12 protein-coding genes are annotated in these 14,944 nt (G+C 58.1%); 4 read left to right on the top strand and 8 right to left on the bottom strand.

Going from position 1 to position 14,944, the window contains the following annotated elements:
• Window positions 1-27: 27 nt before the first annotated feature.
• The 8 genes from KQI12_RS00745 to KQI12_RS00710 form a co-directional block, all read right to left on the bottom strand.
• Window positions 28-1,320: a dihydrolipoamide acetyltransferase family protein gene (locus KQI12_RS00745; protein ID WP_216569918.1), complete on the bottom strand. Its 1,293-nt coding sequence runs from the start codon at window positions 1,318-1,320 to the stop codon at window positions 28-30.
• Between the two features lie 18 nt (window positions 1,321-1,338).
• A complete protein-coding gene (locus tag KQI12_RS00740; protein ID WP_216569915.1) occupies window positions 1,339-2,322 on the bottom strand; it encodes an alpha-ketoacid dehydrogenase subunit beta in 984 nt (327 codons plus the stop codon).
• On the bottom strand, window positions 2,319-3,296 hold the full coding sequence (locus KQI12_RS00735) for a thiamine pyrophosphate-dependent dehydrogenase E1 component subunit alpha (protein WP_216569913.1): 978 nt from the start codon (window positions 3,294-3,296) through the stop codon (window positions 2,319-2,321). Before KQI12_RS00735 ends, KQI12_RS00740 begins: the two co-directional genes overlap by 4 nt.
• 77 nt (window positions 3,297-3,373) lie before the next feature.
• The gene (gene mch, locus KQI12_RS00730; RefSeq protein ID WP_216569911.1) at window positions 3,374-4,333 is read right to left on the bottom strand and encodes a methenyltetrahydromethanopterin cyclohydrolase; all 960 of its coding nucleotides are present in this window, start codon (window positions 4,331-4,333) and stop codon (window positions 3,374-3,376) included.
• 20 nt (window positions 4,334-4,353) lie between these two features.
• Window positions 4,354-5,082 (bottom strand): SDR family NAD(P)-dependent oxidoreductase, encoded by a 729-nt coding sequence (locus tag KQI12_RS00725; protein WP_216569910.1) that lies wholly within the window; start codon window positions 5,080-5,082, stop codon window positions 4,354-4,356.
• Between the two features lie 124 nt (window positions 5,083-5,206).
• Window positions 5,207-7,423, bottom strand: a complete 2,217-nt coding sequence (locus KQI12_RS00720; RefSeq protein WP_371817914.1) for a xanthine dehydrogenase family protein molybdopterin-binding subunit — start codon at window positions 7,421-7,423, stop codon at window positions 5,207-5,209.
• 117 nt (window positions 7,424-7,540) lie between these two features.
• The gene (locus tag KQI12_RS00715; RefSeq protein WP_216569906.1) at window positions 7,541-8,011 is read right to left on the bottom strand and encodes a (2Fe-2S)-binding protein; all 471 of its coding nucleotides are present in this window, start codon (window positions 8,009-8,011) and stop codon (window positions 7,541-7,543) included.
• A gap of 182 nt (window positions 8,012-8,193) precedes the next feature.
• Window positions 8,194-9,579 (bottom strand): uracil-xanthine permease family protein, encoded by a 1,386-nt coding sequence (locus KQI12_RS00710; protein ID WP_216569905.1) that lies wholly within the window; start codon window positions 9,577-9,579, stop codon window positions 8,194-8,196.
• 561 nt (window positions 9,580-10,140) lie between these two features.
• Here KQI12_RS00710 and KQI12_RS00705 point away from each other — a divergent pair.
• The 4 genes from KQI12_RS00705 to KQI12_RS00690 all read left to right on the top strand — a co-directional run bounded on the left by KQI12_RS00705 (window position 10,141) and on the right by KQI12_RS00690 (window position 14,912).
• Window positions 10,141-10,887, top strand: coding sequence for a GntR family transcriptional regulator (locus KQI12_RS00705; RefSeq protein ID WP_216569904.1), 747 nt, complete (start codon window positions 10,141-10,143; stop codon window positions 10,885-10,887).
• A 481-nt stretch (window positions 10,888-11,368) separates the two neighbouring features.
• Entirely contained in the window at window positions 11,369-12,922 is a 1,554-nt protein-coding gene (locus KQI12_RS00700) for an ABC transporter ATP-binding protein (RefSeq protein WP_253290751.1), read from the top strand.
• Window positions 12,919-13,989, top strand: coding sequence for an ABC transporter permease (locus KQI12_RS00695; protein WP_216569903.1), 1,071 nt, complete (start codon window positions 12,919-12,921; stop codon window positions 13,987-13,989). Before KQI12_RS00700 ends, KQI12_RS00695 begins: the two co-directional genes overlap by 4 nt.
• Complete coding sequence (locus KQI12_RS00690; protein ID WP_216569902.1) at window positions 13,989-14,912, top strand: ABC transporter permease; 924 nt, start codon at window positions 13,989-13,991, stop codon at window positions 14,910-14,912. The genes KQI12_RS00695 and KQI12_RS00690 overlap by 1 nt, the downstream gene beginning before the upstream one ends.
• The last annotated feature ends 32 nt before the right edge of the window (window positions 14,913-14,944 follow it).

Genomic DNA, 14,944 nt, shown 5'->3' with positions numbered 1-14,944 from the left:
TCAGCCGCCCTTAGCCTTAGTCTTTATTTACAGCCACTTGAAATCCTGGAGACCGTTGATGACCTCCTGGAGGAAGCGGGCCGCGGGCGCTCCGTTGATGACACGGTGGTCGTGGGTCAGGCTCAGGTTCATGACGGAGCCGGGATAGAAACCGCCGTCCTTCACCATCATCTTCTCCAGGATGGCGCCCACGCCCAGGATGGAACCCTCGGGGGCGTTGATGATGGGAGTAAAGTAGGTGATGCCGAACATACCCAGATTGGTGATCGTGATAGAGGCATTGCCCAACTCGTCGCTGTTGAGCTTGCCCGCCTTGGCGCGCTCAGTCAGGTCAGCCAGCTCCAGGCAGATCGTACGCAGGTCCTTCAGATTGGCATCCCGGATCACAGGGACGATCAGGCCGTCGGGGATGTCCACCGCGCAACCGATGCTGATGCGGGCGGTGGTCTTGATGTGATTGGCGTCGGCCACGGTCATGCGCATGGCGGGATGATCCTCCAGCGCCTGAGCCACGGACTTGATGAGCATGGCGGTGTAGCTGAGCTTCACGCCGGCGTTCTTGTACTTGCCCTTGATGGACTTGTAGACCTTCACCAGCTCAGTCACATCGGCCTCGGTGGCGATGGTGATCTGGGCAGAACCCTGGAGAGAGTTCATCATGCCCTTACACACCGCCATCTGCATGGGCGTCATCTTGGTGATGACGTCACCCTCCGCGCAGGGCGCGGTGTTGTAGACCTGAGCGGAAGCGGGAGCCGCAGCAACAGCGGGCGCGGGAGCCGCAGGCGCCGCAGGGGCGGCAGGCACGGGGGCAGCAGCGGGAGCCGCAGGCGCAGCGACCTCGGAGATGGGCTTGCCGTACTTCTTCAGGTCGTCGATCGTGATCATACCCAGCAGGCCGGTCCCCTTGATGTGGGCATAGGCCAGTCCCTTCTCCTCTGCGATCTTCTTGGCGCGGGGCGTGATCTTCACATCCGCGGGGGCCGCGGCGGCAGGAGCCGCAGGGACGGCCGCAGGCGCGGACTCAGCCGCCTCAGCCGCAGGTGCGGCAACAGGCGCCGCGCCACCCACCGGCTCATCCATGCTGTCGGCGATGATGCAGATCGTCTCGCCGCAGGGGATCTCATCGTCCACCTGGGCCACGATCTGACGGATCACACCGTCACAGGGGGCCTCACCGGTATTGGTGATCTTATCCGTGCTGATCTCGACGAGGGCGTCGCCCTTCTTGACGGCGTCGCCCTCCTTGACCAGCCACTCGCTGATGATGCCGGTCTCCATGGAGAGGCCGAACTTGGGCATACCATAATTCGTGATCATCGTACTGTCCTCCCCGCCTTAATATTCCATGACCTGCCGGATGGCCCGGACCACGTCCTCCTGCTGAGGCATGACATGATCCTCCAGGCCAGGAGAGAAGGGCATGGGAGAGTCCAGACCAGTGACGCGCTTGATGGGGCTACGCAGATACTCGAACACGTCCTCATTGATCATAGCGGAGATCTCAGCCGCCCAGCCGCCGCACTTCACGCCCTCCTGAGCGATGACCAGACGGCCAGTTTTGGCGACAGACTTCTGGATGGTCTCCTTATCATAGGGGAACACCGTGCGCAGATCGATGATCTCACAGCTCACGCCTTCCTTGTCCAGCTCCTCAGCCGCCTTGTGGGCCTTGGCCAGCATGGTCTGGGTGGCGATGACGGTCACATCAGAGCCCTCACGCTCGATCTCGGCCTCATAGAGGGGGAGCTCATACATCTCCTCAGGCACCTCTCCCTTCACGTTGTAGAGGGCCTTATGCTCCAGGAAGAGGACCGGGTTATCGCTCTTGATAGCGGAGATCAGCAGACCCTTCGCCTCATAGGGAGTGGTGGGGCAGACGATGACCAGGCCAGGGGTGTTCATGAACCAGGACTCCACACAAGCAGAGTGATGGTAAGCGCACCGGATGCCGCCGCCCTGAGGGGCACGGACGGTGATGCCGCAGTGGGCCTTGCCCTGATACATATAGTTCAACTTGGCCGCGTTGTTGGTGATCTGATCGAAGCCGACGCCCAGGAAGTCGGCGAACATGATCTCGGGCACAGGCTTCAGGCCGCAGACAGCGGCGCCGCAGGAGAGGCCCAGGATCGCGGACTCGGACAGAGCCGTATCCTTGATGCGCTCAGGCCACTTGGCCCAGATGCCCTTCGTGATGCCGAAATCGCCGCCCATCTTGGCCACGTCTTCGCCCAGGATGAAGACACGCTCATCCTGCTCCATGATCTGATGCAGGGCCTCATTGATGGCCATGCCATAGGAAAGCTTCTTGCCTCTGCTCATCTCGTCTCCACCTCTCTGTCCGCATAAGTGTAGGTCGTAGCCGTCTCGATGCCGGGATAGGGGCTCTCCAGAGAGAACTTCAGCATATCCTGGACATGGGCTTCCTCTTCGTCCTCGATCTTCTTGAGTTCATCCTCAGAGATGCCGCGCTCCAGCATCGTGTTGCGGCAGAGCTTCACGGGATCGCGGTCCTTCCACGCCTGGACCTCTTCCTCAGGACGATAGGCGGCGGGGTCGCCGGCGAAGTGGCCCTGCCAGCGGTAAGTATCGAACTCCAGCAGAGTGGGGCCCTCGCCCTTGCGGGCACGCTCCACGGCCGCCTCGACTGCCTCGACGACCGCCTCGATATCGTTGCCGTCCACATAGAAGCTGGGGACCTCATAGCCCTCGCCCCAGGTCTTCAGCCGCTTCTGCGGATGAGACTCCGTATACTTGGTGGAGATCGCGTACTGGTTGTTCACCAGGCAATAGATGATGGGCAGTTTCCAGGTGGCCGCCATGTTCATGCTCTCATGGCAGGTGCCCTCGCCCAGAGTACCGTCGCCCATGAACACGGCAGTGACGGCATCCGTATGCTTATAGACCGCATTGAACGCGGTGCCCAGACAGGTGACGACAGTGGAGCCCTGGATCCCGTTGAAGCCCATGTTGCCACAGTCCAGATCGTTGACATGCATGGAACCGCCGCGGCCGTGATTGATGCCAGTGGCCTTGCCGAAGATCTCAGCCATGACCAGCTTGGGATCGGTGCCGCACAGACAGATCGCGCCGTGACCACGATGGTCAGGGAACTTGTAGTCCGTCTTCTTCAGGCAGTCGATCACGCCCGCCTGACAGGCCTCCTGGCCGATGGACAGATGGACGAAGCCGGGGACCGTACCATTCGCGGCGTAGACTTCGATGACCTCCTCGAAGCGTCGGATCATGACCATGTCACGATACAGCTTCAGCAGTCTTTCATTGGAAAGTGCCATCTCATTTCCTCCTATATATTGTAGTTTGTAATATGTACCACTATTAAAAACGGCTAAAAAATTTTAGCTCCGCCGTTTTACCGAAGGAAGCTGCGCTCCAGCGCGTCATAGTTGATCTCACCGGCGCAGAAGGCGCGGCCGCTGTTCACATTGTGGATCTGGATCTTGCCCACCGAGTGGACATCGTGATCCACATAGAAGAAGTCACAGCCGGCATCCTTGAATACATCCTCGAACAACTCACCATAGTTGGGCGAAGAGGTCTTGCCCGCCAACTGATGGATGGTCTTGGCGATCTCCTTATCCTCTGCATCCACCCAGACCTCGATCTCACTGCCATAAATCAGGGCGTCATTGATCCGGCCCATCGCCTTGAGCTCATCTTTCACGATCGGAGCGATCGGAGCGCTGCCCCGGATCATGACGATCTGCGCGGGGTCGAAATGCTTCTCGAACATCTTGTGGCACGTCTGCTCCAGCATACGGGCAGAGACCTGGATACTGGCCACCACACACGTACTGGGCGAGATCAGGATATACACATCCTTCGGTTCCAGCTTACAGGCCCTGGCCACTTCCAGCGCGACCTCCTCCGAAGGGAGCTTCACGTCCTGGAGGCAGAGGACCGCTTTGTCATAGTGGTCGGCATAGTCTGTCATCTCAAAATACCAGTCCGATGGGACCTTCGCGATACCGCGGGCCGGGCCGGTACCGATGGTGGCGAACTCGCCCTCTCCAAGCTTCCAGCCGGCGATCTGAGATCCCAGACAGGCCACGAGGGGCTGATCGATGAACATATTGATGCTGGCGAAGCTGTACTGATCGTTGAGCTTGAAGGTCCCCAAAGTGACCTCGCCAAGGTCACCGATGCAGGCTCTGGTGAAAAGGAGTCCGGCAGACCAGCTCCCCTTGCAGTCCAAGCCCATATCGACGACCGTAGTGCCGCAGTCCATCTTGATGACCTTGCAGCCCAGAGCATCCGCATTCTCCAGGATCTCGTCCACGACCTTCATGGCTCGCTTGTTGGTGCTTACCATACATTCATCCTCCTATACGATCAGGCTTTTTTACCGAATACATCGATGGCGGCGCCCATGATGGGAGACGCCTCGTCCGATACCAGGAAGCTGACGACCTTGGCGACCTCGTCCACCTGGAGCATCTCGTCCAGCTTGATGGTGACCGCCGGGTCGCTGTCGATACGTTCACGGGTGTGCTCGGTGTTCGTCATGCCGAGATAGATCGCGTTGACATTGATGCCGTAGTCCTTGACCTCCTCCGAGAGGATCTGAGTCAGGGACACGATGCCGCCCTTCGACGCCGCATAGGCTCCGAACCCTGGGAAGAAGAGCTTCGCACCGGAGGAGCTCATATTCAAGATCTTTCCATACCGCCGCTCGATCATCCCGGGCAGGACTGCTTTGATGCAATAGAAGGTCCCGTTCAGATTCGAGTCGATATGCTTGTCCCACTCCTCCATCGACGTGTCCAATACAGAGAGAGAACGATGATAGGCGGCATTATTGATCAGGATGTCCACCCCGCCGACCTCTGCCTGGATACGGTCGAAACAGGTCTTGACCTGCTCCCGGTCGCCCACATCGCACCCCATCGCAAGGGCCCAGCCACCAGCGGTCTGGATCTCAGCGGCGACCTTTTCGACCTTGGCGGCCGTACGTCCCAGCAGGATCACCTTGGCACCACGGCCAGCCAAGTCTTTTGCAAATCCAGCGCCCAGTCCCTGGCCAGCGCCAGTGATGACTGCGACCTTTCCTTCGAATCCCATGCTGTCATCTCCGTTCCTTGTCATGATATATAAGCGTCTCGGAAGGAGGGCGGGACTCCCGTCCCCCTTCCGAGACGCCTCATCATCTTCGATCATGAGGCATCTCGACTCTTGTCGCCGCTGTTTACTTCTGGAGCCCCGCAAGGACCACGTCCTTCCGCAGAGGCAGATCATGGTAATCTCCCTCCACCGCATTGGATACCGAGTTCACGATGGCCGCCGGGGCAGGGACTACGGAGCACTCGCCGATGCTCTTGCCTCCATAGGGGCCGGTCTCTTCCGGCTTGCCCACCAGCGCCACCTCGATCGGCGGCATCTCGTCGGCGGTGAACATATGGCAGGTCCGCAGGGTGCTGTTCTTGACCCGGCCCTTGTCGTCCCGGACGATCCCCTCGCTGAGCGCGTAACCAAGTCCCATCTGGATGGCGCCCTCGATCTGTCCTTCCACACTCATCGGGTTCAGAGGAGTGCCAACATCGTGGACCGCCACATAATCCAGGACCTTGACCTCACCAGTCTCGGTGTCCACCTGCGTCTTGACGAAGTGAGCGCCGTAGGAGACCGCCATCGCACGGCTTGCGAAAGTCTCCGCCACGATCAGGTCCCGCTGGCTCTTGTGGTGGGCGTGATGGGCCAGCTCCGCCATAGTGGCGGACCGGTCCGGATAGTTCAGGCTCCAAGCCTTCCCGTCGTGGAACACGATCCGGTCCGGGTCCTCCGGCAGGAGATCTGCCGCCTCCTCGATGAGCATATCCTTCAGCGCGTTGGCGGCCTTCACCGCCGCCGCGCCGCTCACATAAGTACCACGGCTGGAATAGTTGCCCAGATCCCACAGGGTCGTATCTGTATCGGCCTGGACATACTCGATGTCCTCCAGAGACACTCCCAGGATCTCCGAGACGAACTGTCCCTGGAGGGAGACAGAACCGTTGCCCATGTCACAGCAGCCGCTGGACAGGACCACTGTGCCGTCCTCGTTCATACGGAGGATGATGCCCGTGGTATCGGGATGGACGCCGAAGACACCGTTGCCATGGGCGGCGACCGCCATGCCCACACCGACGCGGTACCGGCCGCCCTCCGCCTTGGATGCGGCCTGCTCTTCCAGTCCCTTTTTCCAGTCGAAGAGCTCCATGCCCTTCTCCACACAGGCCTTGACATAGACATCGCCCAGCGGGGTCCCGTCACGAAGGTCCACGCCCCGCTCTCCCTTCAGGTTCTTCAGGAGCAACTCCGTGATGTCCATATCCAGATCCCTGGCGATCTTATTGAACTGCCGCTGCTGGGCGAAGAACACCTGCGGGGAGCCAAAGCCGCGCATGGCCGCGCCGCAAGTGCAGTTGGTATAGACCTCCGTCGCCTTGAAGCGGATATTCGGGGTATCCATGATGCGGAATACCTTGCCGCCCATCGCCCATGCCACGCTGGAGCTTCCTCCGGCGAATGCGCCGGCATTGATGACCACGTTGAAATCCTGAGCCACCACGGTGCCGTCCTTCTTCAGGCCGGTCTTGAGATAGACGATCATCTGGTGCCGGCTGTGGGAAGAAGGGATATCTTCCCGCCGGGTATAGACCAGACGCACCGGCTGACCGGTCTTGATGGACAGCAGGGCCGCCACATGGTCTACAATCATATCGATCTTGCCGCCGAAGCCGCCGCCGATAGCGGAAGCCACTACCCGCACCCGGCTCATCTTCAAACCGAAGAGGCGGGACAGGTTCACCCGGACCGCGAACGCATCCTGAGAGGGAGACCAGACCGTCAGCTTGCCGTTGGCATCGTAATAGGCCAGAGACGCATGGGTCTCGATCGCGCCGTGGTGGACGGCCGGAAGGGAATACCGGTCCTCATAGACCAGATCCGCTTCTTTCATGCCAGCGTCCACATCGCCCTGACCCAAATTGACGACCTCAGCGATGTTTCCGCCCTCGTGGATCGGATAGGCATCCTCCTTCATGGCCTCCTCCGGGTCCGTGTAGAAGGGGAGCTCCTCATATTCCACTTTGATCAGTCTGAGGGCCTTTTCCGCGATCTGGATCGTGTCGGCGGCCACAGCGGCCACCTTGTCGCCCACGTAGCGGATATGCTGGTCGAAAATACGCTCGTTCTTCGTCTCGTCGATGTTCTCGCCGCAGCAGTTGAAGGGAGTGTCAGGGGAATTCTTATAAGTGACCACTGCCCGTACGCCCGGCAGAGCCTCCGCCTCGCTGGTATCGATGGAGCGGATCATCGCATGGGCCACCGGGCTGAACAGCACCTTGGCATGCAGCATCCGCGGCAGCTTCATATCGGCGGTATATTTGAGCTGACCGGTGACCTTCATCCGGGCATCACGCACTGGGATACGGTTTCCGATCATTCCATTCGTCGGAGTCTCACAGCTCATGTTATTTATGTCCTTTCCTGTGATATACCATTTCTTCGGGACCTGCGTCACTGATCCCACCGCTTCTTGTTATACGGTACGCATCCGTTCAGCGGCCAGCTGGATGGCCTCCACGATCTTCACATAACCCGTACAGCGGCACAGGTTGTTGGAGATAGCCTTGCGGATATCTTCCTCCGTCGGATCGGGGTTTTTGTCCAGAAGCGCCTTGGCAGACATGACCATGCCGGGCGTACAGTAGCCGCACTGGACAGCGCCGGCGTCGATGAACGCCTGCTGGATGGGATGGAGCTCAGGCCCCTTGGACAGGCCCTCGATGGTCCAGATATCCTTGCCCACCGCCTTGGGGGCCAGGACCAGACAGGAATTGACGGCCTCACCGTCAATGATGACCTTGCAGGCGCCACAGTCGCCCGTGTTGCAGCCGCACTTAGCGCCGGTCAGATCCAGCACTTCACGCAGGACATAGAGCAACGTCCAATTCTTCTCACATTGTACCGTCCTAATTTCTCCGTTGATCTTCAGCTCGATGGATTCCATGGCTTCTGATCCTCCTTTTATCCAATTTGATAGAGTACCGGGCTTTCCTGTCCTTTATTATATCGGATCTTGCTTGGAATGTCACGCAGTCCTTATATTTCTTTGCGATTTTCTATCCAAAAAAACTGCCAAACTTCCGGTATCATTTTTGGAGATAAAGGCGAGGATCGTTTTTCGTTCGCTCAACGCTTGGCCTTTTCGGCCGCGACCTTTGCTTCCGCTTCCGCCTCCAGCCGGGCATTCTCTTCTGCCTGCTTCGCCTCGTATTCCTTGTCCGCCTGCGTGCGGGGAAGGATCATATTCAGGATCAGAGCGGTCAAAGCAGTACCAGGGATACCAGTGATGAGGGTGATGACATTAGAAGGAAGGAAACTCAGGCTGCCGGAGGCCCAGTTTCCGCCGATGCCCACCACGATGGCCATCGCCAGAACGGTGATGTCCCGCTTGCTCATCCGGCTCATGCCGATGACGCGGATGCCGGAGGCCGCGATGGTGCCAAAGGAGACGAAGAGCACGCCGCCCAGGACAGGATAGGGAGTCAGCGCTAAGATCTGGGCAAACTTCGGGAAGAACGCCAGGATGCCGATGATGATGCCGCCCGCCAGAGTGACGAACCGGCTGCCCACACCCGTCATACAAATGATGCCCACATTGGGAGAGCCGGAGATCACAGGCAGGCCATTGAAGAGGGCCGCGAAAATACTGCCAAAGCCGTCGCCACGGACCGCCCGCATGAGCTCCTGCTTCGTGGGCAGACGGTCTTCCACGCCGCTCACCACGCCGGTCGTATCGCCGATGTTCTCCATGACAGTCGCGATATGGACCACACACAGAGTGATGATAGCGCTAAATTTGAAGCCAAAACCGAAATTGACCGGACGGGGGAGGGCCAGCCAAGAGGCCGTCCCAACTTCCGTGAAGTCCACCAAGCCCAGGAACACGCACAGGATATAGCCGACTATGATCGCGATCAGGATCGAGCAGGACTGGATGAAGCCCTTAGTGAAGGAATCGAGGATCAGAGTCAGCATCAGAGTGAAGAGTGCGATGCCGACATACAGCCAGATCTGAGGCTCATTGGCCGGATCAGCGGAAAGGTTCACCATGTAGCTGAACGCGCTGCCCATCAGGCACATGCCGACCGCCAGCACCGCTCCGCCGGTAACGACAGGGGAAAAGAAGCGATGGAGATATTTTACTGCCAGAGGCCCGAGGAGCGTCAGCGCGATGGCCGCTACGAAGGAGGAACCGAACACTTCACCGATCGACATGTTCTTCGAAAGGGCCACCATAGGTGCGATCAGCGTATAGCTGCCACCGGTGACGATGGGAAGCCGGGCGCCGATAGGTCCGATGCCCAAGGACTGTACGATCGTAGCGAACGCGCAGATGAGCATCGCACACTGGACGACCAGCGCAGTCTCCTGACTGTTCATTCCCATGCCGGTCGCCAGCATCAGGCCGCCTGAGAGCGTTCCGGCAAAGGCCGAGAGCACATGCTGGAACGCAAGGGGGATGGTCTTCACTAGGGTCGGTCTGTCGTTGATCCCATACTTGATGTTTTCCATCGTTCGCTTCCTCTCTTCTCTTTACGTTTCTGTCCTGGGCTTCCAGCCCATTCGGGAATGCTTCCGCAAGCCCGTTGGTCGTTCCATTCCATATTCTTTCTTCTTTAGCAAACGCCGCATGGCTGGTCGTCGCCGATTCGCGCTTAGTAGTACTATCGAGATTATAAGCCGGATCATCCGATTTGTCAATTTTATTTTATCCAAGCTCTTATTTTTGTGCATATCATCTCTCGATACTCCTAACCTTTTCCTTTCATTGACCTTTCCGCAGGTATGTCTTAGCCATTTTTCGCACTTGCGCTTTCTTTCATCACATTAGTGATACTAATTTCCCTATAACACTCTTGTCTGCCGCTGCATCAAGATCATCGGGCTTGTCATCGTAGGCGTTATCATGCTTTATCGCGGGCCCATCCCCCTCAACTTTTCTTCCGCATCATCAGTATCACAGAGCTCTGTCCTACATTTTTCACATTTGTTCCATCCGCCTCTTGCAATAGGACGAAAAGTCAGTTATAATCGTATCATCCCGCACAGATGCTTGGTTGGACGTGATACTAAGTGGATGATGATTTGAATATTCTGCGCGTAGACAACAAGCAGCTCTCCTACAAAACGAAGCGGGCGCTGCTGGAGTTGATCTGCTCCTCTACCCACGATGGCACGCCCTTCAAGCTCCCCAACGAGGATGATCTCTCTCACCGTCTCGGTGTGAGTCGAAACGTCCTGCGGGATGCCTTGGCCTCTCTGGAGGAGATGGGTGTCGTTACCCGGCGCCGCGGCAAAGGGACGATCGCGAACCCGCAGATCGCCAACGCTACGTTCCGTCTCGATACTGCTCCGGAGCTTTTCGAAGCGATGCAGGAGGCCGGGTATCAGCCGGAGATCGAATCGCTGAATCTTGGCTTTGTGTTTCGGAACGATCCCGCATTCGGTCCAGACTCCACCTCCTATCTGAACACAGAAAAGTTGGCTTGGCTGGATGGGGAGGTCGTGGTCTATTGTGCCGACCACATCGACAGCCGGTTCGCCAGCGGCGCTACTGATTCTATCCTGGCTCTGAAGAAAATGGGACACTATCAGTTTTTGGAGCAGTATTGCCATACCTCGATGGCTTACACACTGTCTCACATCGACGCGATCATCCCTCCTGAGGAAGTCCGCTCTCTGATGCAGTTGGAGGAAGGCGTCCCTGTCCTTTTCATGGATGACCACGTTTATAACTTCGACCATGAGATCGTGGCGCATTCTATGATCTACTTCCGTAGCGGTGTGCTCGATTTGAAATTCCTTCGCAAGAATTGGTAATACATATCACATATCTTCGATACATCCATATATTTGGATCTGCTTTCTAACACCCTAACAGACAATGAGGTCTTATGTGGTCCTCTTTGCTCTGTCAGGGTGTTTTTTTGCATTCTTCGATCTAGTGATACCGCAATTTTCATCGGTATCTATATTGCTTTTTGTGCATCGTTCTAGAAGCAAATTTCCAGATTTGAGTCTTTATCTCCGCCGAATCTCATCAGATGCTTCACAGTTCTCTTTTTTGCGCAGGGGAATATCTACGCCTTCATTCGTTATAATCGCCAAAACCGACTTGACTTTTTCCACTTTTCTTTATACAATTACAGCAAGTCGTATGTAGTACAAAATGTCTGTCGAGTAGAGCCATTCGCTCTGCGTCCTCCGCTTTTGTCGAAGCAGCTTCCCATCATCACAGAAGCTGAGGAAATGGTCGCATCCCCACCCCCGACGTCAAATAACATCCGAAAGGAGCCAGATCATGAATGTTGTAGAAATGCATGGCATCTACAAATACTTCGGGAGTTTTTGTGCGAACAAAAATATCGAATTCACTCTGAAGCAAGGCGAGGTCCATGCGCTGCTCGGAGAGAACGGAGCCGGAAAATCTACGCTCATGAACATCCTCTATGGACTGTACGGCCACGATGAGGGCCATATCCTCATCAACGGCGAAGAGGTCCATATGTCCAGTCCCAGCGTTGCCATCCAGCACGGCATCGGCATGGTACATCAGCACTTCATGCTGATCCCCCAGCTCACGGTCACGCAGAACATCTTCCTTGGTATGGACAAGGAGACTGGCATCGTCCTCCACCTCAAGGAGCTGGAGAAGCGGGTCAAGGAACTCAACGACCGTTTTGGCTTCAATGTGGAGCCTCAGTCTCTGATCTGGCAGATCCCCGTCGGTGTCCAGCAGAAGGTCGAGATCCTCAAGGTCCTGATGCGCAACGCGAAGATCCTCATCCTGGATGAGCCCACCGCCGTCCTGACCCCCCATGAGGTCGAGGAGCTTTTCACCTCCATCCGGATGCTGGCGGACAGCGGCTACTCTATCATCCTCATCACCCACAAGATGAGCGAGGTCATGACTTATACGGATCGCGTCACCGTCATGCGGCTCGGCGAGGTCATCGGTACGGTGGACGTGAAGGATACCACCGAGCAGGAGCTGGCTCATATGATGGTCGGCCGCGACGTCCATCTGGAGCGTCAGCTCCAGCCTCAGGAGCCCGGCAAGCCGCTTCTGGAGCTTTCCGACCTCCACGTCAACAACGACAAGGGGCTCCCCGCTGTGGATGGCATCTCCTTCTCGGTCCACGCCGGTGAGATCGTCGGCATCGCCGGCGTCGATGGCAATGGTCAGCTGGAGCTCGGTGAGGCCATCGTCGGCGGCCGCAAGATCGAAAGCGGCGATGTCCGCCTGGAGGGCGGATCCGTCTCCAAGTCCAGCATCCGCCGTCATCTCGATATGGGCTTGGCCCACATCCCCGATGACCGTCTGACCAAGGGCCTGGTCCTCCAGTTCCCCATCAAGCAAAACCTCATCATGGGCAGTCAGCGCAAGGAACCGTTCGCCCACGGTCTGATGTCCGACAACAAGGCCATCTCCAAGCACGGCGAGAAGCTGGTCCACGATTTCGATATCCGGCCCCATGACCCCGAATATCTGGCGGGCGGTCTCTCCGGAGGCAACCAGCAGAAGGTCATCCTGGCCCGCGAGGTCTCCCGCGATCCCAAGGTCATGCTGGCGATCCAGCCCACTCGCGGTCTGGATATCGGCGCTATCGAGTTCGTCCGTTCCAAACTGGTCGAGGAGCGGAGCAAAGGCAAGGCCGTCCTTTTGATCTCTACCGATCTGGATGAGATCCGTTCCCTGTCTGACCGTATCCTGGTCATGCACGGCGGGCAGGTGATGGGCGAAGTCGGTCCCGATGTCGCTGTGGACGATCTCGGCCTCATGATGGCCGGCAAGCGTCTGGATGACATGAAGGCTGAGGCCGCCGGAACTGTGGAAGGAGGCGCGGAAGGATGAAAGAAAAAATGACAGGGTACCTCCAGTCGATCTGGAAGCCCCTTCTGGCGGTGTTCTTCTCGATCGCTTGCAGCTGGCTGCTGCTCACCGTTTTCGGTTATCCCGCCAATGATGCGTTCGTCTCTCTCTGGGAGGCCTCGTTCAAAAATCTGCGCGTGTTCGGCAATACGTTGAACAAGGCCTGTCCCCTGCTGTTCACCGGCATCGCCGTCGCCATCGGCAACCGTGGCAGCGTCTTCAACATCGGTGCGGAAGGTCAGTTCATCATGGGTTGCGCCGCCGCTACCTGGGTCGGCATCACGTTCACCGGTATGCCCGGTCCCCTGCTGATGGTCGTCATGGTCCTGGCCGGCGCTCTGGCCGGTGCGGCGTGGGGCTTCGTCCCCGGCCTCCTGAAGACCAAGTTCAGCATCTCCGAGATCATCACTACGATCATGTTCAACTACATCGCGCTCCAGCTGGTGGGCTATCTGGTCCGCAATCCTATGCGCGATCTGAACCAGGCTGAGCCCCAGTCCTATACCATCGCCGAGCAGGGCTTCATGCCTTATCTCATCGAAAAGACGAAGCTGCATCCCGGCTTTGTGGTCGGCTGTATCGCCGCGGTCCTGATCTACATCCTGCTCTTCAAGACCTATTTCGGCTATGAGGTCCGTGCGGTCGGCTACAACTCCACCGCCGCCAAATACGGCGGCATCAACGTGAGCCGCACCATGATCTCCACGATGCTGATCTCCGGCGCTCTGGCCGGTATCGGCGGCGCGTTCGAGGTCGCCGGCTCCGCCCACTATCTGTACGAGAAGATCTCCAACGGCTACGGCTACACCGCCATCGCCGTGGCTATCCTGGCGAACAACAATCCCATCGGCGTCATCCTCAGTTCTCTGCTCTTCGGCTTCCTGGCCTCCGGCTCTACCGCGATGCAGCGCAATATCGGCGTCTCCTCCTCCTTTGCTGACATCGTGCAGGGCATCATCATCATCTTCGTCGCGGTCGCCGCTGTGAGCCGTGTCAAGAAGAAGCGCACCGCCGACAAAAAACCTGTTCTGAAGGAGGCGAAGCAGTAATGGATCAGCTCTCTTCTTTCCTTGCCGCTACCATCCGAATGGCCATCCCGCTTCTGATCGCCGCACTGGGCCTGCTGGTCTCTGAGCGGTCCGGTCTGATGAACATCGGCGTCGAAGGCACGATGCTCTCCGGAGCGTTCGCCGCCTTCTCCGTGGCCTACTATACCAACAACTACTGGCTGGGCATGCTGGCCGGTATGCTGGCCGGCTGCTTCATGACGCTCGTCTTTGCCGTGGCCGCCATCAAGTTCCGTGCCCCTCAGGTCGTCATCGGCTGTGCCATCAATATGCTCGGTTCCGGCTTCACAGCCGTCTTGTTCCGCAAGATGTTCTTCGATGCCCAGACCGGCGGCACACAGGTGAAGTCCTTCCCCTCCCTGCAGATCCCCGGTCTCTCCAGCGTCCCACTGCTGGGCGAGACGTTCTTCAGCCATAACATCATCGTTTACATCGGCATTCTGATGGTGCCTGCCATTTGGTTCCTCATGAACCGAACTTCCATCGGCACCCGCATCATCGCCGTCGGCGAGCATCCCAAGGCGGCCGACTCTCTCGGCATCAACGTGTTCGTCACCCGTTATGCCGCCGCCCTCTTCAGCGGCCTCCTGATGGGCATGGCCGGCGCCTATCTGGCGATCGCGCAGTCCAACACTTTCCAGGTGGACATGACCGGCGGCAAGGGCTACATCGCCATGGCCGTCGTGGTCCTCGGCAAGTGGAGAGCCCTTGGTGTCCTGGCCGGTGCTCTGATCTTCGGCGGCGCCAATGCCCTGCAGATGACCCTCCAGAACGCCGGTCTCAACATCCCCAACAACCTGATCCTGATGGTCCCCTACATCGTCACGGTCCTGGCCGTCCTGGCCGCCTGCAAGCAAAAGGCGATCGACGCCAGCGCCAAGGGCGTACCTTACGAGAAAGCCTGATCTCTCCCTACCGTATATCGGCGGCCCCGCAA

This window comes from Pseudoflavonifractor sp. MSJ-37, assembly GCF_018917965.1.
Lineage (GTDB): Bacteria > Bacillota > Clostridia > Oscillospirales > Oscillospiraceae > Pseudoflavonifractor_A.
The sequence above is the reverse complement of the archived record's forward strand: the minus strand, read 5'-3'. Positions and strand labels throughout refer to the sequence as shown.

Bases quoted from the DNA above. Each gene is read 5' to 3' on its own strand.
- KQI12_RS00745 (WP_216569918.1), bottom strand. From the start codon at position 1,320: ATGATCACGAATTATGGTATGCCCAAGTTCGGCCTCTCCATGGAGACC.
- KQI12_RS00740 (WP_216569915.1), bottom strand. From the start codon at position 2,322: ATGAGCAGAGGCAAGAAGCTTTCCTATGGCATGGCCATCAATGAGGCC.
- KQI12_RS00735 (WP_216569913.1), bottom strand. From the start codon at position 3,296: ATGGCACTTTCCAATGAAAGACTGCTGAAGCTGTATCGTGACATGGTC.
- mch (WP_216569911.1), bottom strand. From the start codon at position 4,333: ATGGTAAGCACCAACAAGCGAGCCATGAAGGTCGTGGACGAGATCCTG.
- KQI12_RS00725 (WP_216569910.1), bottom strand. From the start codon at position 5,082: ATGGGATTCGAAGGAAAGGTCGCAGTCATCACTGGCGCTGGCCAGGGA.
- KQI12_RS00715 (WP_216569906.1), bottom strand. From the start codon at position 8,011: ATGGAATCCATCGAGCTGAAGATCAACGGAGAAATTAGGACGGTACAA.
- KQI12_RS00710 (WP_216569905.1), bottom strand. From the start codon at position 9,579: ATGGAAAACATCAAGTATGGGATCAACGACAGACCGACCCTAGTGAAG.
- KQI12_RS00700 (WP_253290751.1), top strand. From the start codon at position 11,369: ATGAATGTTGTAGAAATGCATGGCATCTACAAATACTTCGGGAGTTTT.
- KQI12_RS00695 (WP_216569903.1), top strand. From the start codon at position 12,919: ATGAAAGAAAAAATGACAGGGTACCTCCAGTCGATCTGGAAGCCCCTT.
- KQI12_RS00690 (WP_216569902.1), top strand. From the start codon at position 13,989: ATGGATCAGCTCTCTTCTTTCCTTGCCGCTACCATCCGAATGGCCATC.